Here is a 24,887-nt window from a genome sequence, read left to right as displayed (position 1 = left end):
ACTCCCTGCCGAACACCGAAATCGGCTCGCTTCACACGTAAGTGTGTCTGTCGCCCGATTCGCCGGAGAAGTCTGGCCGGGCTGTGCTGGGTGCCGAACCAGCCCCGGCCGTCGCGCTGAGTGAAGGCAGGGGCAAGGCTTGCGGGGGGTGCGGGAGGTAGCCTTGCCCCGTGCCCGCACTCATCGACGTCCTCGCCGCACTCGACGCACTCTGGCCGCCCGAGCGGGCGGAGCAGTGGGACGCCGTCGGCACGGTGTGCGGGGACCCCGACGCCGAGGTCGGCCGCGTGCTGTTCGCCGTCGACCCCGTCCAGGAAGTCGCCGACGAGGCGGTGAAGCTGGGCGCCGACCTGCTGGTCACCCACCACCCGCTCTACCTGCGCGGGACGACCACGGTCGCGGCCTCCACCTTCAAGGGCCGGGTCGTGCACACCCTGATCAAGAACGACATCGCGCTGCACGTCGCCCACACCAACGCCGACCGCGCCGACCCCGGAGTCTCCGACGCCCTCGCCGGCGCCCTCGACCTGCGGATCACCGGCCCGCTGGTGCCCGACCCCACCGACCCGGCGGGCCGCCGCGGGCTCGGCCGGGTCTGCGAGCTGGACCACCCCGTCGCGCTGCGGGACTTCGCCGAGCGCGCCGCGGCCCGGCTGCCCGCCACCGCCCAGGGCATCCGCTTCTCCGGCGACCCCGACCGGCTGATCCGCACGGTCGCCGTCTGCGGCGGCTCGGGCGACAGCCTCTTCGCCGAGGTGCGCGCGGCCGGAGTCGACGCCTACCTCACCGCCGACCTGCGCCACCACCCCGCCTCCGAGGCCCAGCAGGCCGCGGCGATGCCCGGCGGCGACGACCTCGCGCTGCTGGACGCCGCCCACTGGGCCACCGAGTGGCCCTGGGTCGAGCAGGCCGCCGCGCAGCTCGACGAGATCTCCGACCGCCACGGCTGGGGTCTGCGGACCCATATCTCCCGTACGGTCACCGACCCTTGGACCGCTCACGCGCCCACCCCCGCTCACGTCCCGCCCACCACCACCCCTGGAGCCCCCCGCTGAACGCCGCGCCCGCCGACCAGATCCGCCTCCTCGAGGTCCAGGCCCTCGACGTCCGGCTCTCCCAACTCGCCCACAAGCACAGGACGCTGCCCGAGCACGCCGAGCTGGACGCCCTGAACGCCGACCTCACCCAGCTGCGCGACCTCCTCGTCGCGGCGCAGACCGAGGAGAGCGACACCGCCCGCGAGCAGACCAAGGCCGAGCAGGACGTGGACCAGGTGCGCCAGCGCGCCGCCCGCGACCAGAAGCGCCTGGACTCCGGCGCCGTCACCTCCCCGAAGGACCTGGAGAACCTCCAGCACGAGATCGCCTCCCTCGCCAAGCGCCAGAGCGACCTGGAGGACGTCGTCCTGGAGGTCATGGAGCGCCGCGAGGCCGCGCAGGAGCGGGTGACCGAGCTGACCGGCCGCGTCCAGTCGCTGCAGGACCGGATCGGCGACACCACCGCCCGCCGGGACGCGGCGGCCGGGGAGATCGACGCCGAGGTGGCGACCGTCACCAAGGAGCGCGGGGTCATCGCCGGCACCATCCCCGCCGATCTGCTGAAGCTCTACGACAAGCTGCGCGAGCAGCAGGGCGGCGTCGGCGCGGCCCGGCTCTACCAGCGGCGCTGCGACGGCTGCCGCCAGGAGCTGGCGATCACCGAGCTCAACGAGGTGCGGGCGGCGGCCCCCGACGCGGTGGTCCGCTGCGAGAACTGCCGCCGCATCCTGGTCCGTATGCCCGAGTCGGGGCTGTAGGGGGTGTCTTGCGGGTCAGGCTGGATCAGCGAGCGGCGTCTGGTGCGTCCAGCCGCAAGGCGGAGGAGGAGAGCGCAGCGGCGCTGCGTGCGACGACGACAACGCAGCCGGGGGCACCTCCCGGGCGAAGCCTGGGGGCGGGCGTGCCAGGCGTCGGGAGCCCAGCATGATCCGCAAGACACCCCCTAGGCCGGTGACCCGCCGCTTCCTCGTCGAGGCGGACGGCGGCTCCCGGGGCAACCCTGGACCGGCCGGCTACGGCGCGGTCGTCCGCGACGCGGAGACCGGCGAGACCCTCGCGGAGGCGGCGGAGTACATCGGCACCGCGACCAACAACGTCGCCGAGTACAAGGGCCTGATCGCCGGGTTGCGGGCGGCACACGCTCTCGACCCGGAGGCCGAGGTCCAGGTCCGGATGGACTCCAAGCTCGTGGTCGAGCAGATGTCCGGCCGCTGGAAGATCAAGCACCCCGGCATGCGCCCGCTCGCGGCCGAGGCGAGGGTGGTCTTCCCGCCGGGCCGGGTGTCGTACGAGTGGATCCCGCGCGAGCGGAACAAGCACGCGGACCGGCTCGCCAACGAGGCGATGGACGCGGGCAAGCGGGGCGAGCAGTGGCGGCCCAAGCCGCCGCCGGGGGGCTCGCTGGCGGGCGGGGAGGACCTCGCGGGGGCGGCGGGGGGCGCGACGGCCGCCGGGGAAGCGGGCGGCGGGGGGCAACCGTCCGCCCACGACGCGGGAGCCGGGGCCCAGCCATCCGCCGACGACGCCCTGGAGGCACCCACGGCGCCTGCTGCCCCGGCAACCGCCGCCGCGACCGCCCCTCCGGCGACTACCACCCCAACCGCCACTCCGGGGGCCACCCCGCCGCCGACTTCCGCCCAGATGGCGGCACCCCGCGGCTGGGCCGCGCCCGCCGACCTGGGCGCGCCCGCCACCCTCGTCCTGCTGCGGCACGGCGAGACCGCGCTCACCCCCGAGAAGCGCTTCTCCGGCAGCGGCGGCAGCGACCCCCACCTCTCCCCCGTGGGCCGCCGCCAGGCCGAGCTGGTGGCGGCGGCGCTCGCGGCGCGCGGCACCATCCAGGCCGTGGTCAGCTCACCGCTCACGCGCTGCGTGGAGACCGCCGAGGCGGTCGCGGCCCGCCTGGGCCTGGACGTCCGTATCGAGGAGGGGCTGCGGGAGACCGACTTCGGGGCCTGGGAGGGCCTGACGTTCGGGGAGGTACGGGAGCGCTATCCGGACGACCTCCAGGCCTGGCTCACCTCCTCCAAGACGGCCCCCACCGGCGGCGGCGAGAGCTTCGCGACGGTCGCCCGCCGGGTGGCGCTCGCCCGGGACAAGCTGGTCGCGCGCTACGCGGGCCGTACGGTGCTGCTGGTCACCCACGTGACGCCGATCAAGACCCTGGTGCGGCTGGCGCTGGGCGCGCCGCCGGAGGCGCTGTTCCGGATGGAGATCTCCGCGGCGTCGCTGTCGGCGCTGGCGTACTACGCGGACGGCAACGCGTCGCTGCGGCTGCTGAACGACACGACGCACCTGCGCTAACGGGCCATTGCCCGGGTTGCGGTGAGTATGGGACAGCGACACGCCGACACCACGGCGCTGTCCCATACTCACCGCAGATTTCAGCGCCGGCGACCGCCTGACGGCGCCCGCGCCGTCATCAGGCGTGCAGCGACGCCGCCTCGCGCGCGAGGTGCTCCACGCGCCCCCAGTCCCGCGCGGCGACCGCGTCCGGCGGGAGCATCCAGGTGCCGCCGACGCAGCACACGTTGGGGAGGGCCAGATAGCCCGGGGCGAGGGAGGCGTCGATGCCGCCCGTGGGGCAGAAGCGGGCCTGGGGGAGCGGGGAGGCGAGCGAGCGCAGATAGGCCGTCCCCCCGGCGGCCTCCGCCGGGAAGAACTTCATGTCGCTCACCCCGCGCTCGAGCAGCGCCACGACCTCCGAGGTGGTCGAGACCCCCGGCAGGAAGGGCACGCCCGAGGCGCGCATCGCGTCCAGCAGCCGGTCCGTCCACCCGGGGCTGACCAGAAAACGCGCCCCGGCCGCGACGGCCGTCTCCGCCTGCTCCGCCGTCAGCACCGTCCCGGCGCCGACGACCGCCCCGGGCACCTCCTCGGCGATGGCCCGGATCGCGTCCGGCGCGGCCGGGGTACGCAGCGTCACCTCGATCGCCGGCAGCCCGCCCGCGACGAGGGCGCGGGCCATGGGCACGGCGTGGGCCGCGTCGTCGATGACGACGACGGGGATGACGGGGGCGAGGTCGAGTACGGAGGGCTTGGCGGAGGGGGCGGCGCTGTTCACGGCCGCCATCCTGCCGCCGCCGCACACTATTAGCAACGTCCATTGCACATGCTGCAACGTGCGTGTCTCGTCAGCGCCCGGCGGCCGCTTCGGGATCAGCGGGGAGTCGGCCCGGCAGCTCGGCAAGGAACGCGCCGAGCTGGAGACCAGGGGCTCGGGCCCTACACCTCGGTGACCACCACATCCACCCCCCAGCCCCGCCCGGGCTTGCCGGGCGCGGCCGCCTCCACGATGTACCCGAGCCCCCGCAGCGCCTCCACCAACTCCTCGGGCCCGGCCGGCTCCGCCCCCGCCACCAGCAGATCCCGCACCAGCCGCCCCTTGGTCGCCTTGTTGAAGTGGCTGACCACCGACCGCTTCTCCACCCCGTCCACGATCTTCGACTGCAGCACCCGCACGGTCGCCGTACGCTCCGCCACCTCACCCTTCGGCTTCCACGCCGCCGCGTACGCCGCCGACCGCAGATCCAGCACCAGCCCGTCCCCGGCCACCTCGGGCATCACCTCGCCCATCGGCGCCCGCCAGAACGCCCCGAGCGCGCCGAGGCCCGGCAGCTTCACGCCCATCGAGCAGCGGTACGACGGGATCCGGTCATCGATCCGTACGGCGCCCCACAGCCCTGAGAACACCAGCAGCGACCGCTCGGCCCGCCGCCGCGCGGCCGCCGGCAGGCTGGCCAGCCCCAGCGCGTCGTACAGCACACCGGTGTAGATCTCCCCGGCCGGCCGCGTCCCGGCCTCCCGCAGCGCCGCGTTCTTCGCCACCTCACCCCGCAGCCCCTCGCTCAACCCGAGCACCTCGGCGGCCTTCACCACATCCCCCGAACACAGCGACACCACCTCGTCCAGCACCACCCCCCGCGCCCCGCCCAGCCCCGCCAACGAGAGCGCCCCCAACTCCACCGGACTCCCCGACTCCGCCGGAGCCTTCCCCTCCGACGGCGGCAACAGCACGAGCACGGTCTTCTCTCCCTCGCTTCACGACTTCCGGGCCTTCGCGGCTTCCAGGCGGGCCCGTGGCAGCCTACGACTTGCCGACCCGCCGCCCGGCGCGCGGGCACCCGTGCGCACGATCGAGTGAGGCGAACCCCGCTTCGCACGGCGCCGTCTCCCTCACCACCTACCGTGGCGGCAACACCGGATAAGTGGGGGAGCGAGTGCCATGACGCATGAGTCGCTGACGCAGGAGGAGGTCCTGCTGGAGGGTTTTCTGCTCCTGGACACGCCTGAATGCCTCCGGACCGAGCTGATCGACGGGGAGATCGTCGTGACCGGGCTGCCGGACGGGGACCACGAGACCTACATCAGCCGGATTGTCAGGCAGGTGATCAGGAAGTCCGCCACCGATATGGACTTCTCCGGCAACAAGGGGCTCAAGGTCCCTCGCCACGCGCGGACCGTGCCCGACCATGTGATCCCTGACGGGACCCTCGTGCCCCACGACCAGCGACTCTTCCGAGGTGCCGGGCCCTGGACGGACTGCGCGGGCGTATCGATGGTCGTCGAGGTCACCTCGACCAAGCCGGACCGCGACCGGGAGGCCAAGCGCCACTGCTACGCGAGCGGAAACATCCCGCTCTACCTCCTCGTCGACCGGGAGAAGAGCTCGGTGACGTTGTTCAGCGACCCGGAGAATGCCAATTACCGGGAGGTCGTCACGGTCCCCTTCGGCAAGTCGATCAACCTTCCCGCGCCCTTCTCCTTCCCCCTCAAGACCGCCGACTTCCTCTGACGCCGCCGCAGGGCGCTGGCCACCGCACGCCCCGGGTACCATGGTCACCACGGCGGACGAGCCGGCCGGGCGGTCGCGTCGGGATCCTTCGGGATCCCGCCGAGGAACGTCCGGGCTCCACACGGCAGGGTGGTGGGTAACGCCCACCCGGGGTGACCCGCGGGACAGTGCCACAGAAAACAGACCGCCGGGAGCCGCGAGGCTTCCGGTAAGGGTGAAACGGTGGTGTAAGAGACCACCAGCGTCCGAGGTGACTCGGACGGCTCGGTAAACCCCACCCGGAGCAAGGTCAAGAGGAGCCGCCCAGGCGGCTCTGCGCGGACGACCGAGGGCTGCCCGCCCGAGTCCGCGGGTAGACCGCACGAGGCCGGCGGCAACGTCGGCCCTAGATGGATGGCCGCCGCCTCAGGGGCCGCGAGGGCCCTGAGGAACAGAACCCGGCGTACAGGCCGACTCGTCCGCCCCACCTGCGACTTTCCATGTCCGGCCATCCCGGCGGCGATGAGAGGGACGGCAGCGACAAGGCCGGAAGGCCCCGTATCGGGCAGGTCGTGACGGCCCGACCGCCAGCCATCCAGAGGATCCTCAGGAGGAACCTGCTGACGGCCTCAGTCCAGACCTGGCACCATCGCCTGGCGACTTCACAACCGCCGCCGACGCCCGCGACACCGTAAGCGACCAGTATGGAGCCCAAGCAGAGCAGACGGCTGTTACGACCACCTTGATCACTCGGTGCATCAGTCTGGCTGTCGAGCGGCGGCATTTCGCGAGCAGTTACGGTTGAAGGCACCCCGGGTGGTCAGGAATTGCAAGGTGGCGGAAAGTTGTGCATCTATGCCCCTTGTGTCGGACTCTCTGAAAGTGTGCAAGGCGCAGGACGTGCGCCGGTAAACCCCCAGGTCGCTGAGTCTGCTCCCCGCACCCGCGGGGATGGTCCCCCGCCGGACGGCGACGGCCCGATCATGCAGGACTACTCCCCGCACCCGCGGGGATGGTCCCCGCGCTTGGGCGATGGCCCAGGATTACCGCAGCTGCTCCCTGCACCCGCGGGGATGGTCCCCAAGCACCACATTGCTGAGGCCCGGAAGCTGCCTGCTCCCCGTACCCGCGGGGATGGTCCCGAGGAGTCCACCACCGGCTACGTCGTGACGTTCCCCGTACCCGCGGGGATGGTCCCAAATGATGACCGACCAGTGAGGGGCGCATCATCTGCTCCCCGCACCCGCGGGGGTGGTCCCGGAATCAGCACTTCCTCGCCGGTCTCGGTGTCCTACTCGCCGCACCCGCGCGCGGAGACCGGGGCGCCGCGTCTGGTGGTCCGCGAGCACGGCCGCACCTCACCGTCGGCTACATACCAAACCGCGCGTACACCCTGCTTGGTTTCGAAGAAATAGCTCGTCAAAGGGCCTTTATGCACTTGAATGGCGACGTGACGCAAGGGAGGGCGCAGATCGTAGGCGCAAGGCTGACGGCCACAGCCCGGACAGCATGGGCCAAACACGACAGAAAAACGGATGGATGGCTGCCGCTCTGGCGACACATGGCCGACAGCGCGGCCGTTGCCGGGATGCTGTGGGACCGGTGGGTGCCCCGGAATGTGCGGCGGTTAGTGGCCGATGTACTGCCAGCCGGCGAGGATGACGCCCGCCGCTTGGCGGTGTGGTTGGCGGCGGCCCATGACATCGGGAAGGCGACGCCCGCCTTCGCGTGCCAGGTGGACGGCCTCGCCGATCGTATGCGAGCCGCTGGGCTCGAGATGCCGCCGCAGAAGCAACTTGGGGACGATCGGCGGTTGGCGCCGCACGGGCTGGCCGGGCAGTTGTTGCTTCAGGAATGGCTGTCCGGGCATTACGGATGGTCGGACCGAGGGGCGGCGCAGTTCGCGGTCGTTGCGGGGGGACACCACGGCGTGCCGCCGGGGCACGGGCAGATCCACGACCTCGATCTTCACCCGGAGTTGTTACGGACGCCGGGCCCCGGCGAAGAGGTATGGCGCCGCGTGCAGGCAGAACTTCTTGAGGCATGCGCGCAGGAGTACGAGGTGACTGGGCGCCTGCCGGACTGGCGGACGGTGAAGCTTCCCCAGCCGGTGCAAGTGCTTCTCACCGCTTTGGTCATCGTCGCCGACTGGATCGCGAGCAATCCGGACCTATTCCCCTACTACCCGGAAGAGCGCTCACGCACCGAAAACGAGCGAATCTCGGCGGCCTGGCGTGGGCTCAGTCTTCCTGAGGCGTGGTCGGCAGAGGAGCCCGAAGGGTCGGCTGCGGAGTTGTTCGCGGCGCGGTTCGATCTGCCGTTGGGTGCGCGGATCAGGCCGGTGCAAGAGGAGGCCGTGCGCAGGGCGCGGGAGATGGGGATGCCTGGGCTGATGGTGATCGAGGCGCCGATGGGGGAGGGGAAGACAGAGGCGGCGCTGGCCGTGGCGGAGATTTTCGCTGCTCGAAGCGGCGCGGGCGGTTGCTTTGTGGCGCTGCCGACGAGGGCGACGGGCGATGCCATGTTTCCCCGGCTGTTGCAGTGGCTGGAGCATCTGCCGGGTGGCGGTGGCCGCACCGTCTTTCTGGCCCATGCCAAGGCAGCGCTGAACGACCGGTTCGCGGGCCTGATGCGAGCAGGTGCTCGTACGATCGCGGCGGTCGAGATGGACGGACCGGAAGATGTCTCGCGGTCCTCGCAGGACGTACGGGCAGGCTCCGCTGAGCTGGTCGCCCATCAATGGCTGCGTGGACGGAAGAAAGGGATGTTGTCTTCGTTCGCCGTGGGCACGATCGATCAACTGCTCTTCGCCGGGCTCAAGAGCCGGCACCTGGCGCTGCGGCATCTCGCGCTGGCCGGCAAGGTAGTGGTGATCGATGAGGTCCACGCGTACGACGCGTACATGAACGTCTACCTCGAGCGGGTTCTGTCGTGGCTTGGAAGCTACCGTGTGCCGGTCGTGATGCTCTCCGCGACACTGCCCGCCGCACGGCGCCGTGCGCTGGTCGAGGCGTATGCCGGGGCTTCGGTGGATGTGGTGGCTGTGGCTGAAGCCGACGGATATCCGCTGCTGACCGCTGTGCCCCCCGAAGGCGCTCCCGTGATTGCCACCCCGCCCGCGGCTTCGGACCGGCGTACGGACATCTGGCTGGAACCGCTCGGCGACGACGTGGGACTGCTCGCCGACAGACTGGGACAGGAGCTGTCGGAGGGTGGCTGCGCCCTGGTCGTACGCAACACGGTAGACCGCGTCCTGGAGACGGCCGAGCGGCTTCGGGAGCGGTTCGGGCCAGCGAATGTCACCGTGGCGCATTCTCGGTTCCTCGATGTGGACCGGGCCCGTAAGGACGCCGATCTGCTGGCCCGCTTCGGACGGGACGGGAACCGCCCGCGGAGTCCACATGTCGTCGTGGCCAGCCAGGTCGCCGAGCAGTCCCTGGACATCGACTTCGACCTGCTGGTGACCGACCTGGCCCCGGTCGACCTGGTGCTGCAGCGCATGGGCAGACTCCACCGCCACCAGCGGGACCGTCCGGCGCGGCTGCGTACCGCCCGCTGCCTGCTCACGGGCGTCGACTGGCGGGCGGAACCACCGGAGCCGGTGCGCGGTTCGCGTGCGGTATACGGACTGCATACCCTGCTGCGCTCGCTGGCCGTGCTGCAGCCGCTTCTGGACGGCCGTCCGCTCAGCCTGCCCCAGGACATCAGCCGACTCGTGCAACGCGCCTACGGCGATGCCCCGGAGGGTCCGGAAACCTGGGCACGGGCCATGGCAGAGGCGTACGAGGAGCACCAAGAGCGTGCGGGAGAGCAGCGGGCCCGGGCCGAGGTGTTCCGGCTGGACGAGGTCCGTAAGCCGGGTCGGGCCCTGATCGGCTGGATCGACGCGGGTGTGGGGGATGCGGACGACACCCGCGCCGGCCGGGCGCAGGTCCGGGACAGTGAGGAGAGCCTGGAGGTGCTCGTCGTCCAGCGGCGCGCCGACGGGACACTGACCACTGTGCCCTGGCTGGAGCGCGGGCTGGGCGGTCTGGAACTGCCCACCGACGCGGTGCCGCACCCCCGCGCGGCTCGCGCGGTCGCGGCGAGTGCGTTGCGGCTGCCGTATCACTTCTCGAAGCCCTGGGTGCTGGACCGGGCGATCGGGGAGTTGGAGGAGCTGTGTGTGCCCTCCTGGCAGGCGAAGGACTGCCATTGGCTGGCAGGCGAGCTGATTCTTGTACTGGACGAGGATTGCCGTACCCGCCTGGCAGGCTACGAACTCCACTACAGCAGCGTCGACGGACTGCAGGTCACTCCTGCGGGGGCGCGGGATGTGAGGCTGGTGAACGGCGTGCCCTCCTTCGATCTGGTCTCTCGTCCCTGGCTGCCGGTGCAGCGGGCGGACGGCACAACGGCGGAGCTGTCGCTGAGGGAAGTCTTCGCCGAGGCCAAGAGGCTGCGGCGGTTGGTGGGTGATGTCCCCACTCAGGAATTCGCCCTGTTACGGCTGCTGCTGGCCATCGTCCACGACGCCGTGGACGGCCCCGAGGATCTGGATGAGTGGGAGGAGATGTGGGGGAGTGAGGATCCGTTCGCCCAAGTGGCCACGTACCTCGACCGGCACCGTGAGCGGTTCGATCTGCTGCACCCGACGGCGCCCTTCTACCAGGTGGCCGGGTTGCGGACGGAGAAGGACGAGGTCGCGTCCTTGAACCGGATCGTCGCCGATGTGCCCAACGGCGATCCGTTCTTCACCATGCGCATGCCCCAGGTGGAGCGGCTGAGCTTCGCCGAGGCGGCCCGATGGGTGGTTCACGCCCATGCGTACGACACCTCGGGCATCAAGTCGGGCGCAGTGGGCGATCCCCGGGTCAAAGGTGGCAAGGGGTATCCGCAAGGCGTCGCCTGGGTGGGGAACCTGGGCGGAGTCCTCGCTGAGGGCCGTAACCTGCGTGAGACGCTGCTGCTCAATCTGATCGCCGCTGACACGGGCGGCCTTCGAGTGGAGAAGGACGATCGCCCCGCCTGGCGTCGGGAGCCCTGCGGCCCGGCGGCAGCGGCCAAGGCGGAGTTGGCCTCCCGCCCTTCAGGAACGCGTGATCTGTACACCTGGCAGTCTCGGCGCCTTCGCCTGCACCACGACGGGGACGCGGTGCACGGGGTTGTGCTCTGCTACGGCGACCCGCTCAGCCCGCAGAACATGCACCCCAGCGAGCCCATGACCGGGTGGCGGCGCAGTAAGCCGCAGGAGAAGAAGCTCGGCAGGCCGCTGGTGTACATGCCGCGCGAGCACGACCCGACCCGCGGGGCCTGGCGCGGGCTGGGCAGCCTGTTGCAGGCGGGACACGGACAGCAAGTGGCCGCGCGGGGTGGCGAGGCCCCGGATGTCATCCGGCCGCGCGTGCTGGACTGGGTGGCCCGGCTGGCCACCGAAGGCGCGATCCCGCGGCGCAGTCTCATCCGAGCCCGGATCGTCGGCGCGGTGTACGGCACACAGCAGTCGGTGATCGACGAGATGATCGACGACGGCGTCACCATGTCCGTGATCCTTCTCCACGAGCGGGACCCTCGATACGGTCAGGCGGCCGTCGACGCGGTCAGCGACGCGGAGGGCGCTGTCACCGCTCTGGGCGACCTGGCTGCCGACCTTGCCAAGGCCGCCGGTTCCGAACCGGAGCCGTTCCGCAACTCCGCCCGGGACCTGGGCTTCGCGGCGCTCGACGGCCCGTACCGCCTGTGGCTGCGGGAGCTCGGTGACAGCGACGACCCGGGGCGCGCCCGTGGCGAGTGGCAGCGCACGACGCACCGGACCATCAGCGCACGGGCCAGGGAACTTCTGAACGCTGCCGGGAAAGCGGCGTGGGAAGGACGCATTGTCGACACTCCCAAGGGCCCACGCTGGCTGGACGACACAAGTGCCGACTGGTGGTTTCGCGGCCGCTTGAACAGGGCTCTGCACCACCCCTTCGCCACAGCCGAGACGCCGAACACACACTGACCGCCTACGTCACCCAAAGGGCACCGCATGACCACCAGTCACGAAGCCCCCTCCGCCCTTCCCGCCCAGCGACGCAAGCCGCTCGGTCCGGTCGGCACGACCGTCGCGGCACACATCCAGCGGCTGCAGCAGGGCTATCGTCAGGACCGCCCGGACGCGGTCGCCACCTTGGCCCGCATCCGGCGGGGGGCGGGCAAGTCCGCCGGCGCACTGCCTGACCTGTGGGGGCTGACCGGCACGGAACAGCTGTACGCGGGCATCACGGACTGGCCGGAGACCCGGACCACCCAGGCTGAGGAGGCTGTCCACATCGCCGTGACGCTGTGGGCTCTGCACCAGCAGTCACACCGCGGTGCCGACATGCATGTGCCGGCAGGCCCGGAACTGGGCAGCGCCGTACGTCGCCTGATGCCGGACGGTGAGTTGGACGAGCCGATTCGCAAGCGCTTCGTACGAGCCGGCACCGCTTCCTCGGTGGACATCCTCGCGCAGCGCCTTCGCGAACTGGTACTCCTGCTGCGCCGCGGCGCCATCCCGTTGGACTACGGGCTGCTCTCCGACCAGCTCTTCCGATGGCAGCAGCCCGAGGGACAGGCCGAGATCCATCGCTCCTGGGGGCGCAGCTTCCACGCCTATCGCCCCCCGAACACCGAAAAAGCCAAGAAGCCGGACACCACCGCCACCGACAAGGACCTCTCGTGAGCCGCACCATCCTCGACGTGCACATCCTTCAGACCGTTCCGCCGAGCAACCTCAACCGGGACGACACCGGCTCCCCGAAAACAGCCGTCTATGGCGGGGTGCGCCGCGCCAGGGTTTCCAGCCAGGCATGGAAGCGTGTGACCCGGCGCTCCTTCAAGGAACTGCTCGACCCGAGCGAGCTGGGTGTCCGCACCAAGAAGGTCGCCGAGGTGCTGGCTGAGCAGATCACCGCTCTGGAACCCTCGCTGAGGGGTGCGGAGGCGCTGACACTGGCCGCCGAGACAGTCCAGGCCGCCACCGGCTCCAAGATCGACGTACCCAAGCGCAAGGCGAGCGCTGCGAAGAACGGCGAGGACCAGCCGGCCCCTGAGTCCTCGTACTTGATGTTCCTCAGCTCCCGGCAGCTGGACGGGCTTGCGCACCTGGCCGTCGAGGGCGCCAAGGAAGAGGGTGACATCAAGACGTTCTTCAAGAAAAAGGACAACAAAACACGCGCCCGCGAACTCGCCGACACCCGCCACTCCGTCGACATCGCCCTCTTCGGCCGGATGGTCGCCGACTCCTCCGACATCAACGTGGACGCCGCTACCCAAGTAGCCCACGCTCTGAGCGTGCATGCGGTGGAGAACGAATCCGACTACTACACCGCCGTCGACGACCGGAACACCGACGCGGAACCCGGCGCCGGCATGATCGGAGTCGTCGACTTCAACTCCGCCACGCTCTACCGCTACGCGGCTCTGGACGTCGACCAATTGCGCCGGAACCTCGGTGAGGGACTGCGCGACGACGAACCCCGCACGGAACCCGTACGGCGTGCCGTTGCTGCGTTCGTCGAAGGATTCATCACCTCACTCCCCACTGGGAAGATCAACACTTTCGGCAACCACACCCTGCCGGACGCGGTGGTCGTCAAACTCCGCACATCCCGCCCCATCAGCTTTGTCGGCGCCTTCGAGAAGCCGGTCCGAGCGAATGGCGAGGGTGGCCATGTGGAGGCGGCGTGCAGGGCGCTGGCCGACTACGTACCCAGCATCGAGGGTGCGTACGGTGCCGAGGAGAGCACCACCACCTGGGTGCTGCGGGTTGGTGTGCACACTCAGCCGATCGCTGGGCTGGGCACCGAGGTGACCCTTCGAGGACTCATCGAGGCCGTCGAAGCGGCCGTGGCCGGCTCGCTGGAGCCGGGTGAATGAGCGTTCTGACTCTGCAACTGGCGGGGCCTCTCCAATCGTGGGGTGCCTCCGCTCGTTTCGCTCGCCGGACCACCGAGTTCGCCCCGACCAAGAGCGGGGTGCTCGGTCTGCTGGCCGCCGCCCAGGGCCGCGACCGCAGAGCCGACCTAGCCGATTTGGCGGCCCTGCGGTTCGGCGTACGCATCGACCAGCCCGGCACTCGGATACGGGACTATCAAACCGCCCACCATGGCGACACCGGCAAGTCCATGCCGGTGTCCGAGCGCTTCTATCTGGCGGACGCGGTGTTCGTGGCCGCGGTTGAAGGCAATGCGGCCCTGATCCACGCCCTGCACGCCGCCGTACGTGAACCGGTCTATCTTCCGTACCTGGGGCGCCGTTCCTGCCCACCGGCCCGGCCCGTCGACCTGGACATCCACCCCGAGGCTCACCTGGAAGACGTGCTGAAGACAGAGCGGTGGCGCGCGTCCCCGTGGTACCAGCGTCGACGCCGACGCGAAGCCCTCGTCCCCCTGGACCTGATCACCGAAACAGAAGCGGGCGATGCCCTGGGCGACAGCCTCCGCGATCAGCCGCTGAGCTTCGATCCGCGGCACCGGCGCCACGGCCTGCGTACCGTCCGCTCGCAGACCGTGGAAGTTCCCAACCCCCTGGCTATGACCGCTGCCGCGGCCGTCGATCACGACCCCACGCTCTTGCTGGACGGTGCCTGATGTACCTGACGCGCTTCCGCATCAACACCGCAAGGATCGGAGCCCGACGTCTGCTGTCCACTCCCCAAGTGCTCCACGCTGCCGTCATGTCTTCCTTCGCCGAGGTCCCGACTCAGGCAGGCGAGAGGGCGCGGGTGCTGTGGCGGATCGACCACAACAACAAGGCCGACGTGGTGCTCTACATCGTCAGCCCCGATCGGCCCGACCTGACACACCTGGTGGAACAGGCAGGCTGGCCCACCACCGCGCGCTGGGAGACCTTCGATTACACCCGCTTTTTGAAGCGGCTGACGATCGGGGACACCTGGGCCTTCCGGCTTACTGCCAATCCCGTTCACAGCATCCGTCGCAAAGACGGTGAGCCCACCAAGCGCACGGCCCATCTCACACCGCACCATCAGATGCGCTGGCTGCTGGACCGCCAGGATGCGTCAGGCTTTGCCATCCTGGAGAAACCGGCCGAGCGTCGTTTGCTGCCGGAGGGCGACACGTACGAGCTTGTCGTCCGCGACCAGCGCAGCCTGTCCTTCGCCAAGGCCGGCCAGGGCAGCAGTCGCGGAAGCCGCGTCAAATTGACCACTGTCACCTTCGACGGACGACTGCGGGTGACCGACCCCGATGCCTTCCGGCGCGTCCTCGCCATGGGGCTGGGGAAGGCGAAGGCGTACGGCTGCGGGCTGATGACGCTCGCCCCCGTGAGGTGAGGACGGGCGTGTCCACGATCAGCAAGCGGAGTCTGTCCGGCCCACGCGAACTCACACGGGTCGCAGACCGCCTCTCCTTCGTCTACCTCGAACGGTGCACCGTCCACCGGGACGCAAACGCCATCACCGCCGAGGACGCCGAAGGCACCACGCACATCCCCTCCGCCACCATCGGTACCCTCCTCCTCGGCCCCGGCACCCGTATCACGCACCAGGCGATGAGCGTCCTCGGCGAGAGCGGCGCAGGCGTGGTGTGGGTCGGCGAACACGGAGTCCGCTTCTACGCGGGTGGCCGAGCCTTGACCCGCTCGTCCGCTCTGGTCGAAGCCCAGGCCACCGCATGGGCCAACCGCAGAACCCGGCTCAGCGTGGCCCGCGCCATGTACCGCAAACGATTCCCCGACGAGGACCCATCCGGCCTCACCCGGCACGAACTCCTCGGCCGCGAAGGCCAACGCGTCAAGGACTGCTACCGCAAGGAGGCCACCCGCACCGGCCTCCCCTGGCGAGGTCGCCACTTCGTCCCGGGCGACTTCACCTCCGGAGACGCTCCCAACCAGGCGGTCACCGCCGCGGCCCAGTGCATGTACGGCATCGCCCAAGCCGTTGTCGCGGCGCTTGGCTGCAGTCCCGGCCTCGGTTTCATCCACTCCGGACATGAGCTGTCCTTCGTGCTGGACATAGCTGACCTCTACAAGACGGAGATCGGCATCCCCACCGCCTTCGATGTGGCAGCTGAAGGCGGTGAAGACATCGGCTCCCGCACCCGCCGGGCCATCCGTGACAAGGCCAACCAGATCGGATTGCTGGACCGCTGCGTCAACGACATCAAACAACTCCTCGCCGTGTCCTCGCAGGCGGACAAGGCCACTAGCGAGCACGAGGACCGAGTAACACTGCAGTCGGACCGCGGGCTGGACGTGGCAGCAGGCCGCAACTACGCCGAGGAAGTGATCTGGTGACCGTCATCGTCCTCACCCAATGCCCTGTCGGCCTGAGGGGCTTCCTCACTCGCTGGCTACTTGAGATATCTCCGGGCGTGTTCGTCGGCGGCCCCTCCACGCGCATCCGTGAAGCCCTCTGGCACGAGGTCAAGCAGTACGCCGGCAACGGCCGCGCACTGCTCGCTTACAACACGAACAACGAGCAGGGCTTCGCGTTCGAGACCCACGACCACAAATGGCACCCTGTGGACCACGAGGGCCTCACGCTCATCCGCCGCCCGAACGAACAGGTGGCTAAGCCAGCGGTCGTCCAGCGGGGGTGGAGTAAGGCGTCCAGGCGTCGGCGGTTTGGGAATCGATAAACAAGCGAATTATGGGAGTTATGTCGGGTTCGATGGTAGTGCTCTTCGGTTCGCCCTCGGCCCGACGAACATGCAGGTCACTGAGTCTGCTCCCCGCACCCGCGGGGATGGTCCCACGGAGGGGCCGGTGGGGATGGGCTCGCGAGCCCTGCCCCCGCGTCCGCGGGGATGGTCCCACGCGCCGCTTTGTCGGCTGATGGATCCACCTCTGCTCCCCGCTCCTGCGGGGATGGCCCCAGCAGAACTTCGCCGACGGTGGATGGCTAGGGCATTCCGACCCCGCCTTGACGCTTCGCACCTACACCCACTTCATGCCACAGGCCGCAGCGCGCGGCGCCCCACCTCCGATGGTTCACCGGGGCCTCATCCCGTCCGCCCCGCACCACGGGTCGGGCGGATCGAGAGCGCGTGGTGGAAGACGTCGCGCGGGTCCCAGCGGGTCTTGGCCGCGCGTAGGCGGGCGTGGTTGGACTTGTAGTAGAGGGTCTGCCAGGGGGTGCCCGAGGTGTTCCAGCGGGGGTCGGCGAGGTCGGTGTCCGGGTAGTTGATGAAGGCGCCGTCGGTGGTCTTGTTGGGGACCGGGACGCCGCCGGTGGCGGCGAAGAGGTCTCGGTAGCAGGCGCGGATCCAGGTGAGGTACTCGGCCGCCTGGTCGGGAGTGGACCAGGAGGCGAGGCAGGAGAGCTTCAGTACGGAGTCGCGGTGGGGCATGGCGGTGGCGGTGGGGGAGAGGGTGTTGACGGCTCCGCCGTAGGTGTTGAGGACGACGCTTCCGGCGATCACATCGGTGTCCGCGCGGGTGAGGTGGTGGTGGACCGCGGCGATCTGGCGGTCCGTGAGCCGGCGGCGGAGGAAGGCCGACTTGATCTTGATGTGCCAGTCGCCCACCGCCTCCCCCGAGCCGTTCAGCGCGGCGGTGAGCCAGGGCAGCCGGCGGATCACCAGGTTGGTGGGGCGGGTGGTGCCCGCGCTGATCGCGTGGAGGAAGCCGTCGAGCAGGCGGCGGTCCTCGCCGGGTTCCGCCGTGACCTGGCCGAGGAGGAGATGGGCGCCCGCGGCGCGGCGGGTGAGGGCGAACTCGGCGTAGAGGGCGGCGTTCGGGTCGTCGGCGGTGCCGTGGCGCTCGGCCCACTCGCCGTGGTTGCGCACCATGCGGGTGAAGCGTGCCTCGTCCATGCCCTGCCAGCTCCAGTCCGCGGTGAAGGTGAGCGCGGTCCTGGTGGGGGTCGGCAGCATACGGGTCGGGTCCGTGCCGTCCGTGGCCTCGGGGGAGCGGAACCAGAAGCGGGTCACGACGCCGAAGTTGCCGCCCCCGCCGCCGGTGTGGGCCCACCACAGATCGCGGTGCGGGTCGTCCTCCTCCCGGGTGGCCACGACGGCGCGCGCCGTGCCCGCGCGGTCCACGACCACGGCCTCCACCGCGTAGAGGTAGTCGCTGACCAGCCCGAACAGCCGGCACAGCGGGCCGTATCCGCCGCCGGGCACATGCCCGCCCGCGCCCACCTCGGCGTGGTAGCCGGCCGGTAAGGTCACGCCCCAGCCCAGGTACAGCTTCCGGTACACCTCGCCGAGGGTGGCCCCGGCCTCGACGGCGAAGGCCCGGCGCCGGGGGTCGAAGGAGACCTCCCGCATGGGCGACATGTCGATGACGGCCTTGACGGCGGGGTTGTCGACGAAGTCCTCGAAGCAGTGGCCGCCGCTGCGGACGGCGAATCGCGCCCCGGACCGTACCGCCTCCTGGACGGCCCGTACGACCTGTTCCGTCGAGCCGACCAGGTAGACGCGGTCGGGCCGGCCCCGGAAGCGGTTGCTCGCCCCCCGCGTGATCAGGTGGTCGTAGCGGGGGTCGGCGGGGGACACGCGCAGGGGGCCTTCGGGCAGCCAGTCCGACGCGCAGGTGGCGGATCCGGCGGCGCCCGCCGGGGAGGCCGCCGACGCCGCCGACGGGGTCAGCGCCAGGCCCGCGCCCGCCGCCGAGGCGGCCCGCAGGACGGTGCGTCGGTTGTGCTCGTCTGTCGAACCCATGGCTGTTCCCTCACTGTTCCGTGGACAGGGTGGCCTCCGACGTTAGAAGGGAACAGCGGCCCTGGGAGGTGGCCTGGGGCGAGTATCCGTAGTACATCCGGCACCACCTCGCCCCGGGGGATTCCCCCCTCCGCGCCGCCCCGCCGTTGCCCGCCGTTCCCGTCGCCGGGCCGCAACCCTCCGTGGCACGCCCGCCCGGCCCCACCCCCTGGGGTTGAGGCGGTGTGCCGCGGGAGGTTGACCCCGGGCTTCCGCCCGGGTTGCAGCGCGAGTTCCACCGGGCGCGGGATTCCGTGAGGTGCCGGTCTCGCTATTTTCTTTCCATGTCGCACGGCGCCGGGACCGAAATACCGGTCCGGCAAAACAATGCCCCCTTGCCGTGGGGTGTACGTGCACGTGGAGGTTTCCAGCACGTGAGCTTGTCTCGTGTCATCGCTCGGTTGTCGTCAACGTCCCGGGGCTTCACCTTCGTCTCCGGGGATTCCACTGATTTTCTCAGCTTCGCGGAGCTGAAGGCCGCCGGTGAGGACTTCGGCAGAAGGCTCGCTTCCGCGGGTTTTCAGCGAGGTGACCGGGGCATTCTGATGCTGTCCGGTCAGCGTGAGTTCATCATCGCCTTCGTCGGTATGGTGCGGGCCGGTGTCATTCCCGTGCCGGTATTCCCACCGGCGATGCTGACCCGGGTCGAGGCCTACCGGGAGCGCCTGCACTCGATCCATGCGTCGTGTCTGCCGCGGCACATCGTCGCCGATGACGCGCTGTTCGACATCTGCGTCGAGGCGGTGGGAGAGAAGCCCGTCAACTTCGCGGAGCTCGCCGCCGGGGAGCCGACCGGTCAGCTCGTGGACGCGGACGGCGGGGACCCGCTGTTCCTCCAGTACACCTCCGGCAGTACCGCCGCCCCCAAGGGCGTGGTCGTCACGCACGACAGCCTCATGGAGAACGTGCGGTGCATGACGGAGGCGGTGGGGGCCTCCGGTGAGCGGGACCGGTTCGTCAGCTGGCTGCCCGTCTACCACGACATGGGGCTCATCGGTTACACGCTGGTGCCGCTGGTGAACGAGATCTCCACCTGGTTCCTCCCGCCGTACGAGTTCGCGCGCCGCCCCACCACCTGGCTGGACTGCATGTCCCGGGCGCAGGGCACCTTCAGCAACGCCCCCAACTTCGCCTACGACCTGGTCACCCGCCGGGCGACCGAGGAGCAGCTGGCCGGGTGGGACCTGTCCGCCTGGCGGGTCGCGGGGGTCGGCGGGGAGCCGGTGCGGCCGGCGACGATGCGGCGGTTCGCCGAACGGTTCGCCGCGGCCGGGTTCGACGCCGCGGCGCTCAACCCGTCGTATGGGCTGGCGGAGGGCACCCTGGGGGTGGCCTTCACCCCGGTCGGCCGGGGGCTGCGCACGCTGACGGTGGACGCCGCGGACTTCGCGGAGCGGGGCGTGGTCCGCCCGGTGGCCGACGGGCCCGGGGCCCGCGAGATCGTCTCCTGCGGACGGCCGCTGAGCGGCTGGGAGGTTCGGGTCCGGGCCGCCTCGGGGGAACTGCTGGGGGAGTCCGCCGAGGGACGGATCGAGCTCCGCGGCGGCAGCGTCGCCCAGGGCTACTGGGAGGCGCCCGAGCTGACCGCGGAGACCTTCGGGGACGGCTGGCTGCGTACCGGGGACCTCGGCTTCCTGCACGAGGGCGAGCTGTACGTCACCGGCCGGACCAAGGACCTGGTCATCCACCACGGGCGCAAGTACCACCCGACGGACATCGAGTGGGCCGCTCTGGGGCTGCCCGGCGTCCGCCCCGACCACGTGATCGCCTTCTCCACGCCGGACGAGCGCCTGGTGGTGGTGGCCGAGCACAAGCCCGCCCTCGCGCCCCCGGACCTGGCGCGGCAGATCGCCACCCGGGTCCGCGGCTCCATCGGGGTGACACCCGACGACGTGGTGCTGGTGAAGCCCGGCACGCTGCCCAAGACCAGCAGCGGCAAGCTGCGCCGCGCCGCCTGCCGCGACGCGTACTCCCCATCCACCCCCGCGGGCCATGGAGGACTTCAGTGACGACCGCCGCAGTGACGGAAGAAGAGGCGCTCCGCATCGTCGCCAGGGCCGCCGCGGAGGTGGACCCCCGGCTGGCCGACCGTACGTTCACGATGGCGGACGACATCGGGGAGATCGGCCTGGACTCGGTGGCCACCCTGGAGCTGATCGTCTCCATCGAGGACCAGACCGGGATCGGCTTCGACGACGACGTGCTGTTCGGGGTCAACACCGTGGGCGATGTCGTCGGACTGATCCGGTCCGGGGCGCCGGCGGGGCGGGAGGGCTGACCCGTGGACCTCCTGTCGGAGGAGACCCTGTACCGCCAGTACATGGAGTTCTTCGAGCTGGCCGAACGCCGCCGCCGGTGGAGCGTGTTCGACGACATCCCCTGGGACACATGGCACGAGCAGAGCCGGGACGAGCACCTGGCACAGTGCGCGGAGACCTTCCTCGGCGTGGAGATGTACCTCCCGGACTACGTCTCCGAGGGGCTCAACATGATGCGGACCTCTTTCGGGCAGACCTGGTTCCAGGTCAACTGGGGATACGAGGAGTCCAAGCACGCGCTCGCCCTCAAGGAATTCCTGCTGCGCAGCGGTCAGCGCACCGAGGAGCAGATCAGGGAATTCGAGAAGATGGTGCTCAGCCGGCGGTGGAAGATGCCGCACAGCACCCCGCGCAGAATGTTCGTGTACGGCGCCATCCAGGAGAAGACGACCTGGATGAGCTATCGGCAGCAGCTGAACCGGGCCCGTGGGCTCGGTGACCCCGTGATGGCGGAGATCTGCCGCTATATCGCGCGGGACGAGGCCGCGCACGCGGATTTCTATCAGCGCACCCTCCAGGCGTGCCTCCAGGAGGACTACGAGGGCACGCTCAAGGACATCGCGCATGTGATCAAGGAATTCCGGATGCCGGCCTACGACCTGCTGCCGGACTTCGACAAGCGGCTGGCCGTCATGCAGGTCATCGGAATCGACCGCGAGGTGTTCTTCCGCGATGTCCTCATGCCGACGCTGAAGAAGGTGGGCATCAGCCGCCGCGATCTGGTCCGGGCCCGTGGCCTGCTGCGCCAGGAACAAGGAGAGGACGTGTGATGGCAGAGCAGTCAACGCGGGTGACGGAGCGCGATGTCCTCCGGGTGATCGAGGACCACCTGGTGATCCGCGGCGTGTCCGCCGAACGCATCATGCGCGGCGCCGCCTGGAAGGCCGACCTCGGTATCGACTCGCTCGACATCCTCACGCTCACCCAGGAGCTGGAGGACACCTTCCACGTGAAGATCGGTGAGGAGGACGCGATCGAGCTGCGCACGGTGGGGGACGCCGTGGACTTCATCGTCCGGCAGTCGGACGACCGCACCGCGGACCAGGGGGCCCACGATGGCTGAGTACTCCGCGAGTTGGCTGAAGGGCCTGCGGGCCACGGAGTTCGTGGCGACCTACGACCGCGGTGTCGCCTCCGGCAACCTGCCGTTCTTCCGGTCCGCGGAATCCCTGCTCGACCCGGTCGTCACCATGGAGGGCGAACCGCGGCTGATGCTGGGCTCGCCCAACTACCTGGGCCTGGCCAGCCATCCCCGGGTGCTGGCCGGCGCCAAGGCCGCGGTGGACCGCTACGGCACCTCGCTCACCGGTTCGCGGATCCTCAACGGCACCACGGCGCTGCACCGGGAGCTGGAGGAGGAGCTGGCGGACTGGCTGGGGCTGGAGGCCGCCCTGCTGTTCACCACCGGATTCCAGACCAACATCGGCACCATCAGCGCCCTGGTGGGCGTGGGCGACACCGTGGTGGCCGACTCCTTCGCACACGCCTCGATGCTCGACGGGGTCGGGCTCTCCCGGGCCAAGCTGCGCGGCTTCCGGCACAACCGGATGGACCTGTTCACCGACAGCGTCCGCCGGGCCAAGGCCGACGGCGGCCGGACCCTGGTCATCCTCGACGGCCTGTACTCGATGGAGGGGGACCTGCCGCCGCTGGACGAGATGCTGGAGATCTGCCGGGAGAACGACGCGGCCGTGATGCTGGACGAGGCGCACTCGCTCGGCGTGCTCGGCGAGCACGGCACCGGCGCCGCCGAGGTGTTCGGTGTCGAGGACCAGATCGACATCCGGATGGGCGCCCTGTCCAAGGCGCTGGCCGGCGTCGGCGGGTTCATCGCCGGAAGCCGGGAGCTGATCGAGTACCTCCAGGTCACGGCCCGCTCCTTCGTGTTCACCACGGTCGGTGTCCCGGCGGCGCTCGGCGGGTCGCTGGAGGCGGTGCGCATCCGCCGCTCGGAGGAGGGCGACCAGCTCGCCGAGCGGCTGCGCGACAACTCCCGCTTCCTGCGCACCGAACTGAAGGGCCTGGGCCTGCCCATGGGCCCGGACTCGGACCTGCCCGAGCGCACCACCCCGATCATCCCCGTCATCCTCGGCGACGACGACCTGGCCATGGAGTGGTGGCGGCAACTCTACGACCGCGGTGTCTTCACCGGCGTGGCACTGTACCCGGGCGTCCCGCCGACGGGGGCCATGCTGCGCATCTGCCCGATGGCCACCCACACCCGCGCCCAGCTCGAGCGGGCCCTTGAGGTGTTCGCGGAGGTGCAGAAGGTGATGAGGCGGAAGGCGGGCACCCTGTGACCGGTGCTCCCGTGACCGGTGCCCCGGTGGCCGGTGCCCCTGTGGCCGGTGCCCCCGTGGCCGGGGAGCCCGAGGCCGGACCGGCCGGCGCCGCCCCCTCACCGCTGCTGTCCTGGCTGGTCGCCCCGCGCACCGACCGCGCGGTGCGCTTCGCCCGGGGCTCGGGCGGCTGGGACCGCTACAGCTACGCCGACCTGGCGCATCTGGTCTCCCTGGCGAGCGCGGCCCTCCGCGCCCGCGCCCTGCCGGGCCGCCCCGGGGTGGTGCTGGCCACGCCCAACAGCGTCGGCTTCGTGACCGGCTACTTCGGAGCGGTCAACGCGGGGCTGGTCCCCACGGCCATCGCGCCGCCCGCCCGCTTCGGCGGCCGCGAGGAATACGTACGGCACGTCGCCCGGGTGCTGGAGCTGACCCGGGCCTCGGCGGTGGTCGGCGAGCCGGTGCACCTGGCGGTGCTGAAGGACGCCGCCGAGGCGGCGAGCGAGGCCGGCGGCGTCCCGGTGGCGGTCCTCTCCAGCGACTTCTCCACCGGCACCGAGACCGACCGGCTCAGCGATGTGCCCACCACCGAGCTGGCCACCCTCCAGTTCACCTCCGGCTCCACCAGTAGCCCCCGCGGGGTGCGCATCACCTGGGCGAACATGGAGGCCAACGCGGCCGGCAACGCCCGGCTGATCTCCTTCGACGGCGACCAGTCCACCGTGAGCTGGGTGCCGATGTACCACGACCTGGGGCTCGTGGGCTGTCTGATGACCATCGTGGCCAAGCAAGGCGACCTCACCCTGATGCGCCCCGAGCAGTTCATCTACGACCCCCGGCGGTGGATCGACTGCATCGCCAGGGAAGGGATCCAGATCACCGCGGCGCCCTCGTTCGGATTCGCGTACGCCGCCCGCCGGCTGACCCCCGGGGACCTGGAGGGCGCCGACTTCTCCACCCTGCGCTCGGCCGCCCTGGGCGCGGAGCGCCACGACCCGCGCGGGCTGTGGGAGTTCACCCGGCTGTGCGAGCCGTACGGCTTCGACCCCGCCACCTTCACCCCCTGCTACGGCATGGCCGAGATGACGCTCGGCATCACCGGGCACCCGCCGGGCACCGTGCCGCAGGCGGTCCACCTCGACTGGCAGTCGCTCACCCCGGAGCAGCCGGTCAAGATCATGGCGCGCGGCACACTGCGGGACGCGGGCCCCTCCGGCACCCCCGCCGAGTGGCTGGTCAGCTCGGGCATCCCGATCGACGGCGTCTCGGTGGCCGTGGTGGACGGCGAAGGCCGGCCGCTGCCCGACGGCTACCTCGGCGAGCTGGTGCTGTCCGGCACCAGCACGGCCGCCGGGTACGAGCCCGCGGACGCCGACAGCTCGTCCCGGTTCGCCGACGGCAAGGTGTTCTCCGGGGACGCCGGATTCCTGCTGGACGGTCAGACGTATGTGCTGGGGCGGCTGGGCGACGCGCTGAGCGTACGGGGCCGCAACATCTACGCCGAGGACCTGGACGTACGGCTCGCGGACACCTCCGGGGTGGACCGGCACCGCTGCGCCACGCTGGTGGACGCGGACCGGATCGTGGTGCTCGCCGAACTGGCGCCGGGCCCCTGGGCCGAGCGGCTGGCCGAGTCGCTGTCCCTCCATGTCGGCGGGGTGGTGGACGTCACCGTGGTCGGCTGCCGGCGCGGCACCATCCAGCGCACCTCCAGCGGCAAGCCCCGCCGCCGACTGATGTTGTCCCAGTACCTCGAACAGAAACTGGCCGGCGAGGTGGTGGCCCACCGCCCGCGGCGCCCCGAGGAAGGATGA

20 protein-coding genes, 1 other RNA gene and 1 CRISPR repeat array are annotated in these 24,887 nt (G+C 70.6%); of the genes, 18 read left to right on the top strand and 3 right to left on the bottom strand.

The features are described 5' to 3' along the window. Positions 1-170: 170 nt before the first annotated feature. The 3 genes from BBH68_RS03625 to BBH68_RS03615 all read left to right on the top strand — a co-directional run bounded on the left by BBH68_RS03625 (position 171) and on the right by BBH68_RS03615 (position 3,341). The gene (locus BBH68_RS03625; protein ID WP_065958772.1) at positions 171-1,055 is read left to right on the top strand and encodes a Nif3-like dinuclear metal center hexameric protein; all 885 of its coding nucleotides are present in this window, start codon (positions 171-173) and stop codon (positions 1,053-1,055) included. Next, positions 1,052-1,795, top strand: a complete 744-nt coding sequence (locus BBH68_RS03620) for a zinc ribbon domain-containing protein (RefSeq protein WP_104531212.1) — start codon at positions 1,052-1,054, stop codon at positions 1,793-1,795. The genes BBH68_RS03625 and BBH68_RS03620 overlap by 4 nt, the downstream gene beginning before the upstream one ends. A gap of 166 nt (positions 1,796-1,961) precedes the next feature. Next, a complete protein-coding gene (locus BBH68_RS03615) occupies positions 1,962-3,341 on the top strand; it encodes a bifunctional RNase H/acid phosphatase (protein ID WP_065958771.1) in 1,380 nt (459 codons plus the stop codon). 118 nt (positions 3,342-3,459) lie between these two features. Here BBH68_RS03615 and eda read toward each other — a convergent pair whose 3' ends face one another. Then, positions 3,460-4,110, bottom strand: coding sequence for a bifunctional 4-hydroxy-2-oxoglutarate aldolase/2-dehydro-3-deoxy-phosphogluconate aldolase (eda, locus tag BBH68_RS03610; RefSeq protein ID WP_065958770.1), 651 nt, complete (start codon positions 4,108-4,110; stop codon positions 3,460-3,462). Positions 4,111-4,262: 152 nt separating this feature from the next. After that, positions 4,263-5,060, bottom strand: a complete 798-nt coding sequence (yaaA, locus tag BBH68_RS03605; protein WP_065958769.1) for a peroxide stress protein YaaA — start codon at positions 5,058-5,060, stop codon at positions 4,263-4,265. A 202-nt stretch (positions 5,061-5,262) separates the two neighbouring features. On the opposite strand from yaaA, the gene BBH68_RS03600 reads away from it, so the two are divergent. From BBH68_RS03600 to cas2e, 9 genes are all read left to right on the top strand, one after another. Next, positions 5,263-5,832, top strand: a complete 570-nt coding sequence (locus BBH68_RS03600) for a Uma2 family endonuclease (RefSeq protein ID WP_065958768.1) — start codon at positions 5,263-5,265, stop codon at positions 5,830-5,832. Between the two features lie 57 nt (positions 5,833-5,889). Then, positions 5,890-6,293, top strand: an RNA gene (rnpB, locus tag BBH68_RS03595) — RNase P RNA component class A. Between the two features lie 452 nt (positions 6,294-6,745). Then, positions 6,746-7,070: direct repeats of the CRISPR family, unit length 25 nt; unit sequence TCCCCGTACCCGCGGGGATGGTCCC. 173 nt (positions 7,071-7,243) lie between these two features. After that, the gene (gene casA, locus BBH68_RS03590) at positions 7,244-11,791 is read left to right on the top strand and encodes a type I-E CRISPR-associated protein Cse1/CasA (protein WP_079150774.1); all 4,548 of its coding nucleotides are present in this window, start codon (positions 7,244-7,246) and stop codon (positions 11,789-11,791) included. Positions 11,792-11,818: 27 nt separating this feature from the next. Then, positions 11,819-12,493, top strand: coding sequence for a type I-E CRISPR-associated protein Cse2/CasB (gene casB, locus BBH68_RS03585; protein WP_065958767.1), 675 nt, complete (start codon positions 11,819-11,821; stop codon positions 12,491-12,493). After that, a complete protein-coding gene (gene cas7e, locus BBH68_RS03580; RefSeq protein ID WP_065958766.1) occupies positions 12,490-13,689 on the top strand; it encodes a type I-E CRISPR-associated protein Cas7/Cse4/CasC in 1,200 nt (399 codons plus the stop codon). Before casB ends, cas7e begins: the two co-directional genes overlap by 4 nt. Continuing rightward, positions 13,686-14,402 (top strand): type I-E CRISPR-associated protein Cas5/CasD, encoded by a 717-nt coding sequence (gene cas5e / locus BBH68_RS03575; protein ID WP_065958765.1) that lies wholly within the window; start codon positions 13,686-13,688, stop codon positions 14,400-14,402. Before cas7e ends, cas5e begins: the two co-directional genes overlap by 4 nt. Then, positions 14,402-15,106 carry a type I-E CRISPR-associated protein Cas6/Cse3/CasE gene (cas6e, locus tag BBH68_RS03570; protein ID WP_065958764.1) on the top strand — a complete coding sequence of 235 codons (705 nt, stop codon included), beginning with the start codon at positions 14,402-14,404 and terminating at the stop codon, positions 15,104-15,106. Before cas5e ends, cas6e begins: the two co-directional genes overlap by 1 nt. Positions 15,107-15,114: 8 nt before the next feature. Beyond that, positions 15,115-16,068, top strand: a complete 954-nt coding sequence (gene cas1e, locus BBH68_RS03565) for a type I-E CRISPR-associated endonuclease Cas1e (RefSeq protein WP_065958763.1) — start codon at positions 15,115-15,117, stop codon at positions 16,066-16,068. After that, positions 16,065-16,412, top strand: a complete 348-nt coding sequence (gene cas2e / locus BBH68_RS03560; RefSeq protein WP_065958762.1) for a type I-E CRISPR-associated endoribonuclease Cas2e — start codon at positions 16,065-16,067, stop codon at positions 16,410-16,412. The genes cas1e and cas2e overlap by 4 nt, the downstream gene beginning before the upstream one ends. Before the next feature lie 363 nt (positions 16,413-16,775). On the opposite strand, the gene BBH68_RS03555 is transcribed toward cas2e, so the two are convergent. Continuing rightward, positions 16,776-18,437, bottom strand: a complete 1,662-nt coding sequence (locus BBH68_RS03555; RefSeq protein WP_065958761.1) for an FAD-binding oxidoreductase — start codon at positions 18,435-18,437, stop codon at positions 16,776-16,778. 323 nt (positions 18,438-18,760) lie between these two features. Between BBH68_RS03555 and BBH68_RS03550 the strand changes: the two genes are divergently transcribed. The 6 genes from BBH68_RS03550 to BBH68_RS03525 are packed head-to-tail and all read left to right on the top strand — an operon-like array spanning position 18,761 to position 24,887. Next, positions 18,761-20,485 carry a fatty acyl-AMP ligase gene (locus tag BBH68_RS03550; RefSeq protein WP_079150773.1) on the top strand — a complete coding sequence of 575 codons (1,725 nt, stop codon included), beginning with the start codon at positions 18,761-18,763 and terminating at the stop codon, positions 20,483-20,485. Next, complete coding sequence (locus BBH68_RS03545) at positions 20,482-20,754, top strand: acyl carrier protein (protein ID WP_065958759.1); 273 nt, start codon at positions 20,482-20,484, stop codon at positions 20,752-20,754. The genes BBH68_RS03550 and BBH68_RS03545 overlap by 4 nt, the downstream gene beginning before the upstream one ends. Positions 20,755-20,757: 3 nt before the next feature. After that, entirely contained in the window at positions 20,758-21,564 is an 807-nt protein-coding gene (locus BBH68_RS03540) for an acyl-ACP desaturase (RefSeq protein ID WP_065958758.1), read from the top strand. Further along, the gene (locus BBH68_RS03535) at positions 21,564-21,857 is read left to right on the top strand and encodes an acyl carrier protein (RefSeq protein ID WP_065958757.1); all 294 of its coding nucleotides are present in this window, start codon (positions 21,564-21,566) and stop codon (positions 21,855-21,857) included. Before BBH68_RS03540 ends, BBH68_RS03535 begins: the two co-directional genes overlap by 1 nt. After that, positions 21,850-23,094, top strand: coding sequence for an aminotransferase class I/II-fold pyridoxal phosphate-dependent enzyme (locus tag BBH68_RS03530; RefSeq protein ID WP_065958756.1), 1,245 nt, complete (start codon positions 21,850-21,852; stop codon positions 23,092-23,094). Before BBH68_RS03535 ends, BBH68_RS03530 begins: the two co-directional genes overlap by 8 nt. Next, complete coding sequence (locus tag BBH68_RS03525; RefSeq protein WP_079150772.1) at positions 23,091-24,887, top strand: AMP-binding protein; 1,797 nt, start codon at positions 23,091-23,093, stop codon at positions 24,885-24,887. Before BBH68_RS03530 ends, BBH68_RS03525 begins: the two co-directional genes overlap by 4 nt.

The organism is Streptomyces sparsogenes (genome assembly GCF_001704635.1).
GTDB classification, from domain to species: Bacteria; Actinomycetota; Actinomycetes; order Streptomycetales; family Streptomycetaceae; genus Streptomyces; species Streptomyces sparsogenes.
This window is presented reverse-complemented; position numbering and strand designations above follow the sequence as displayed.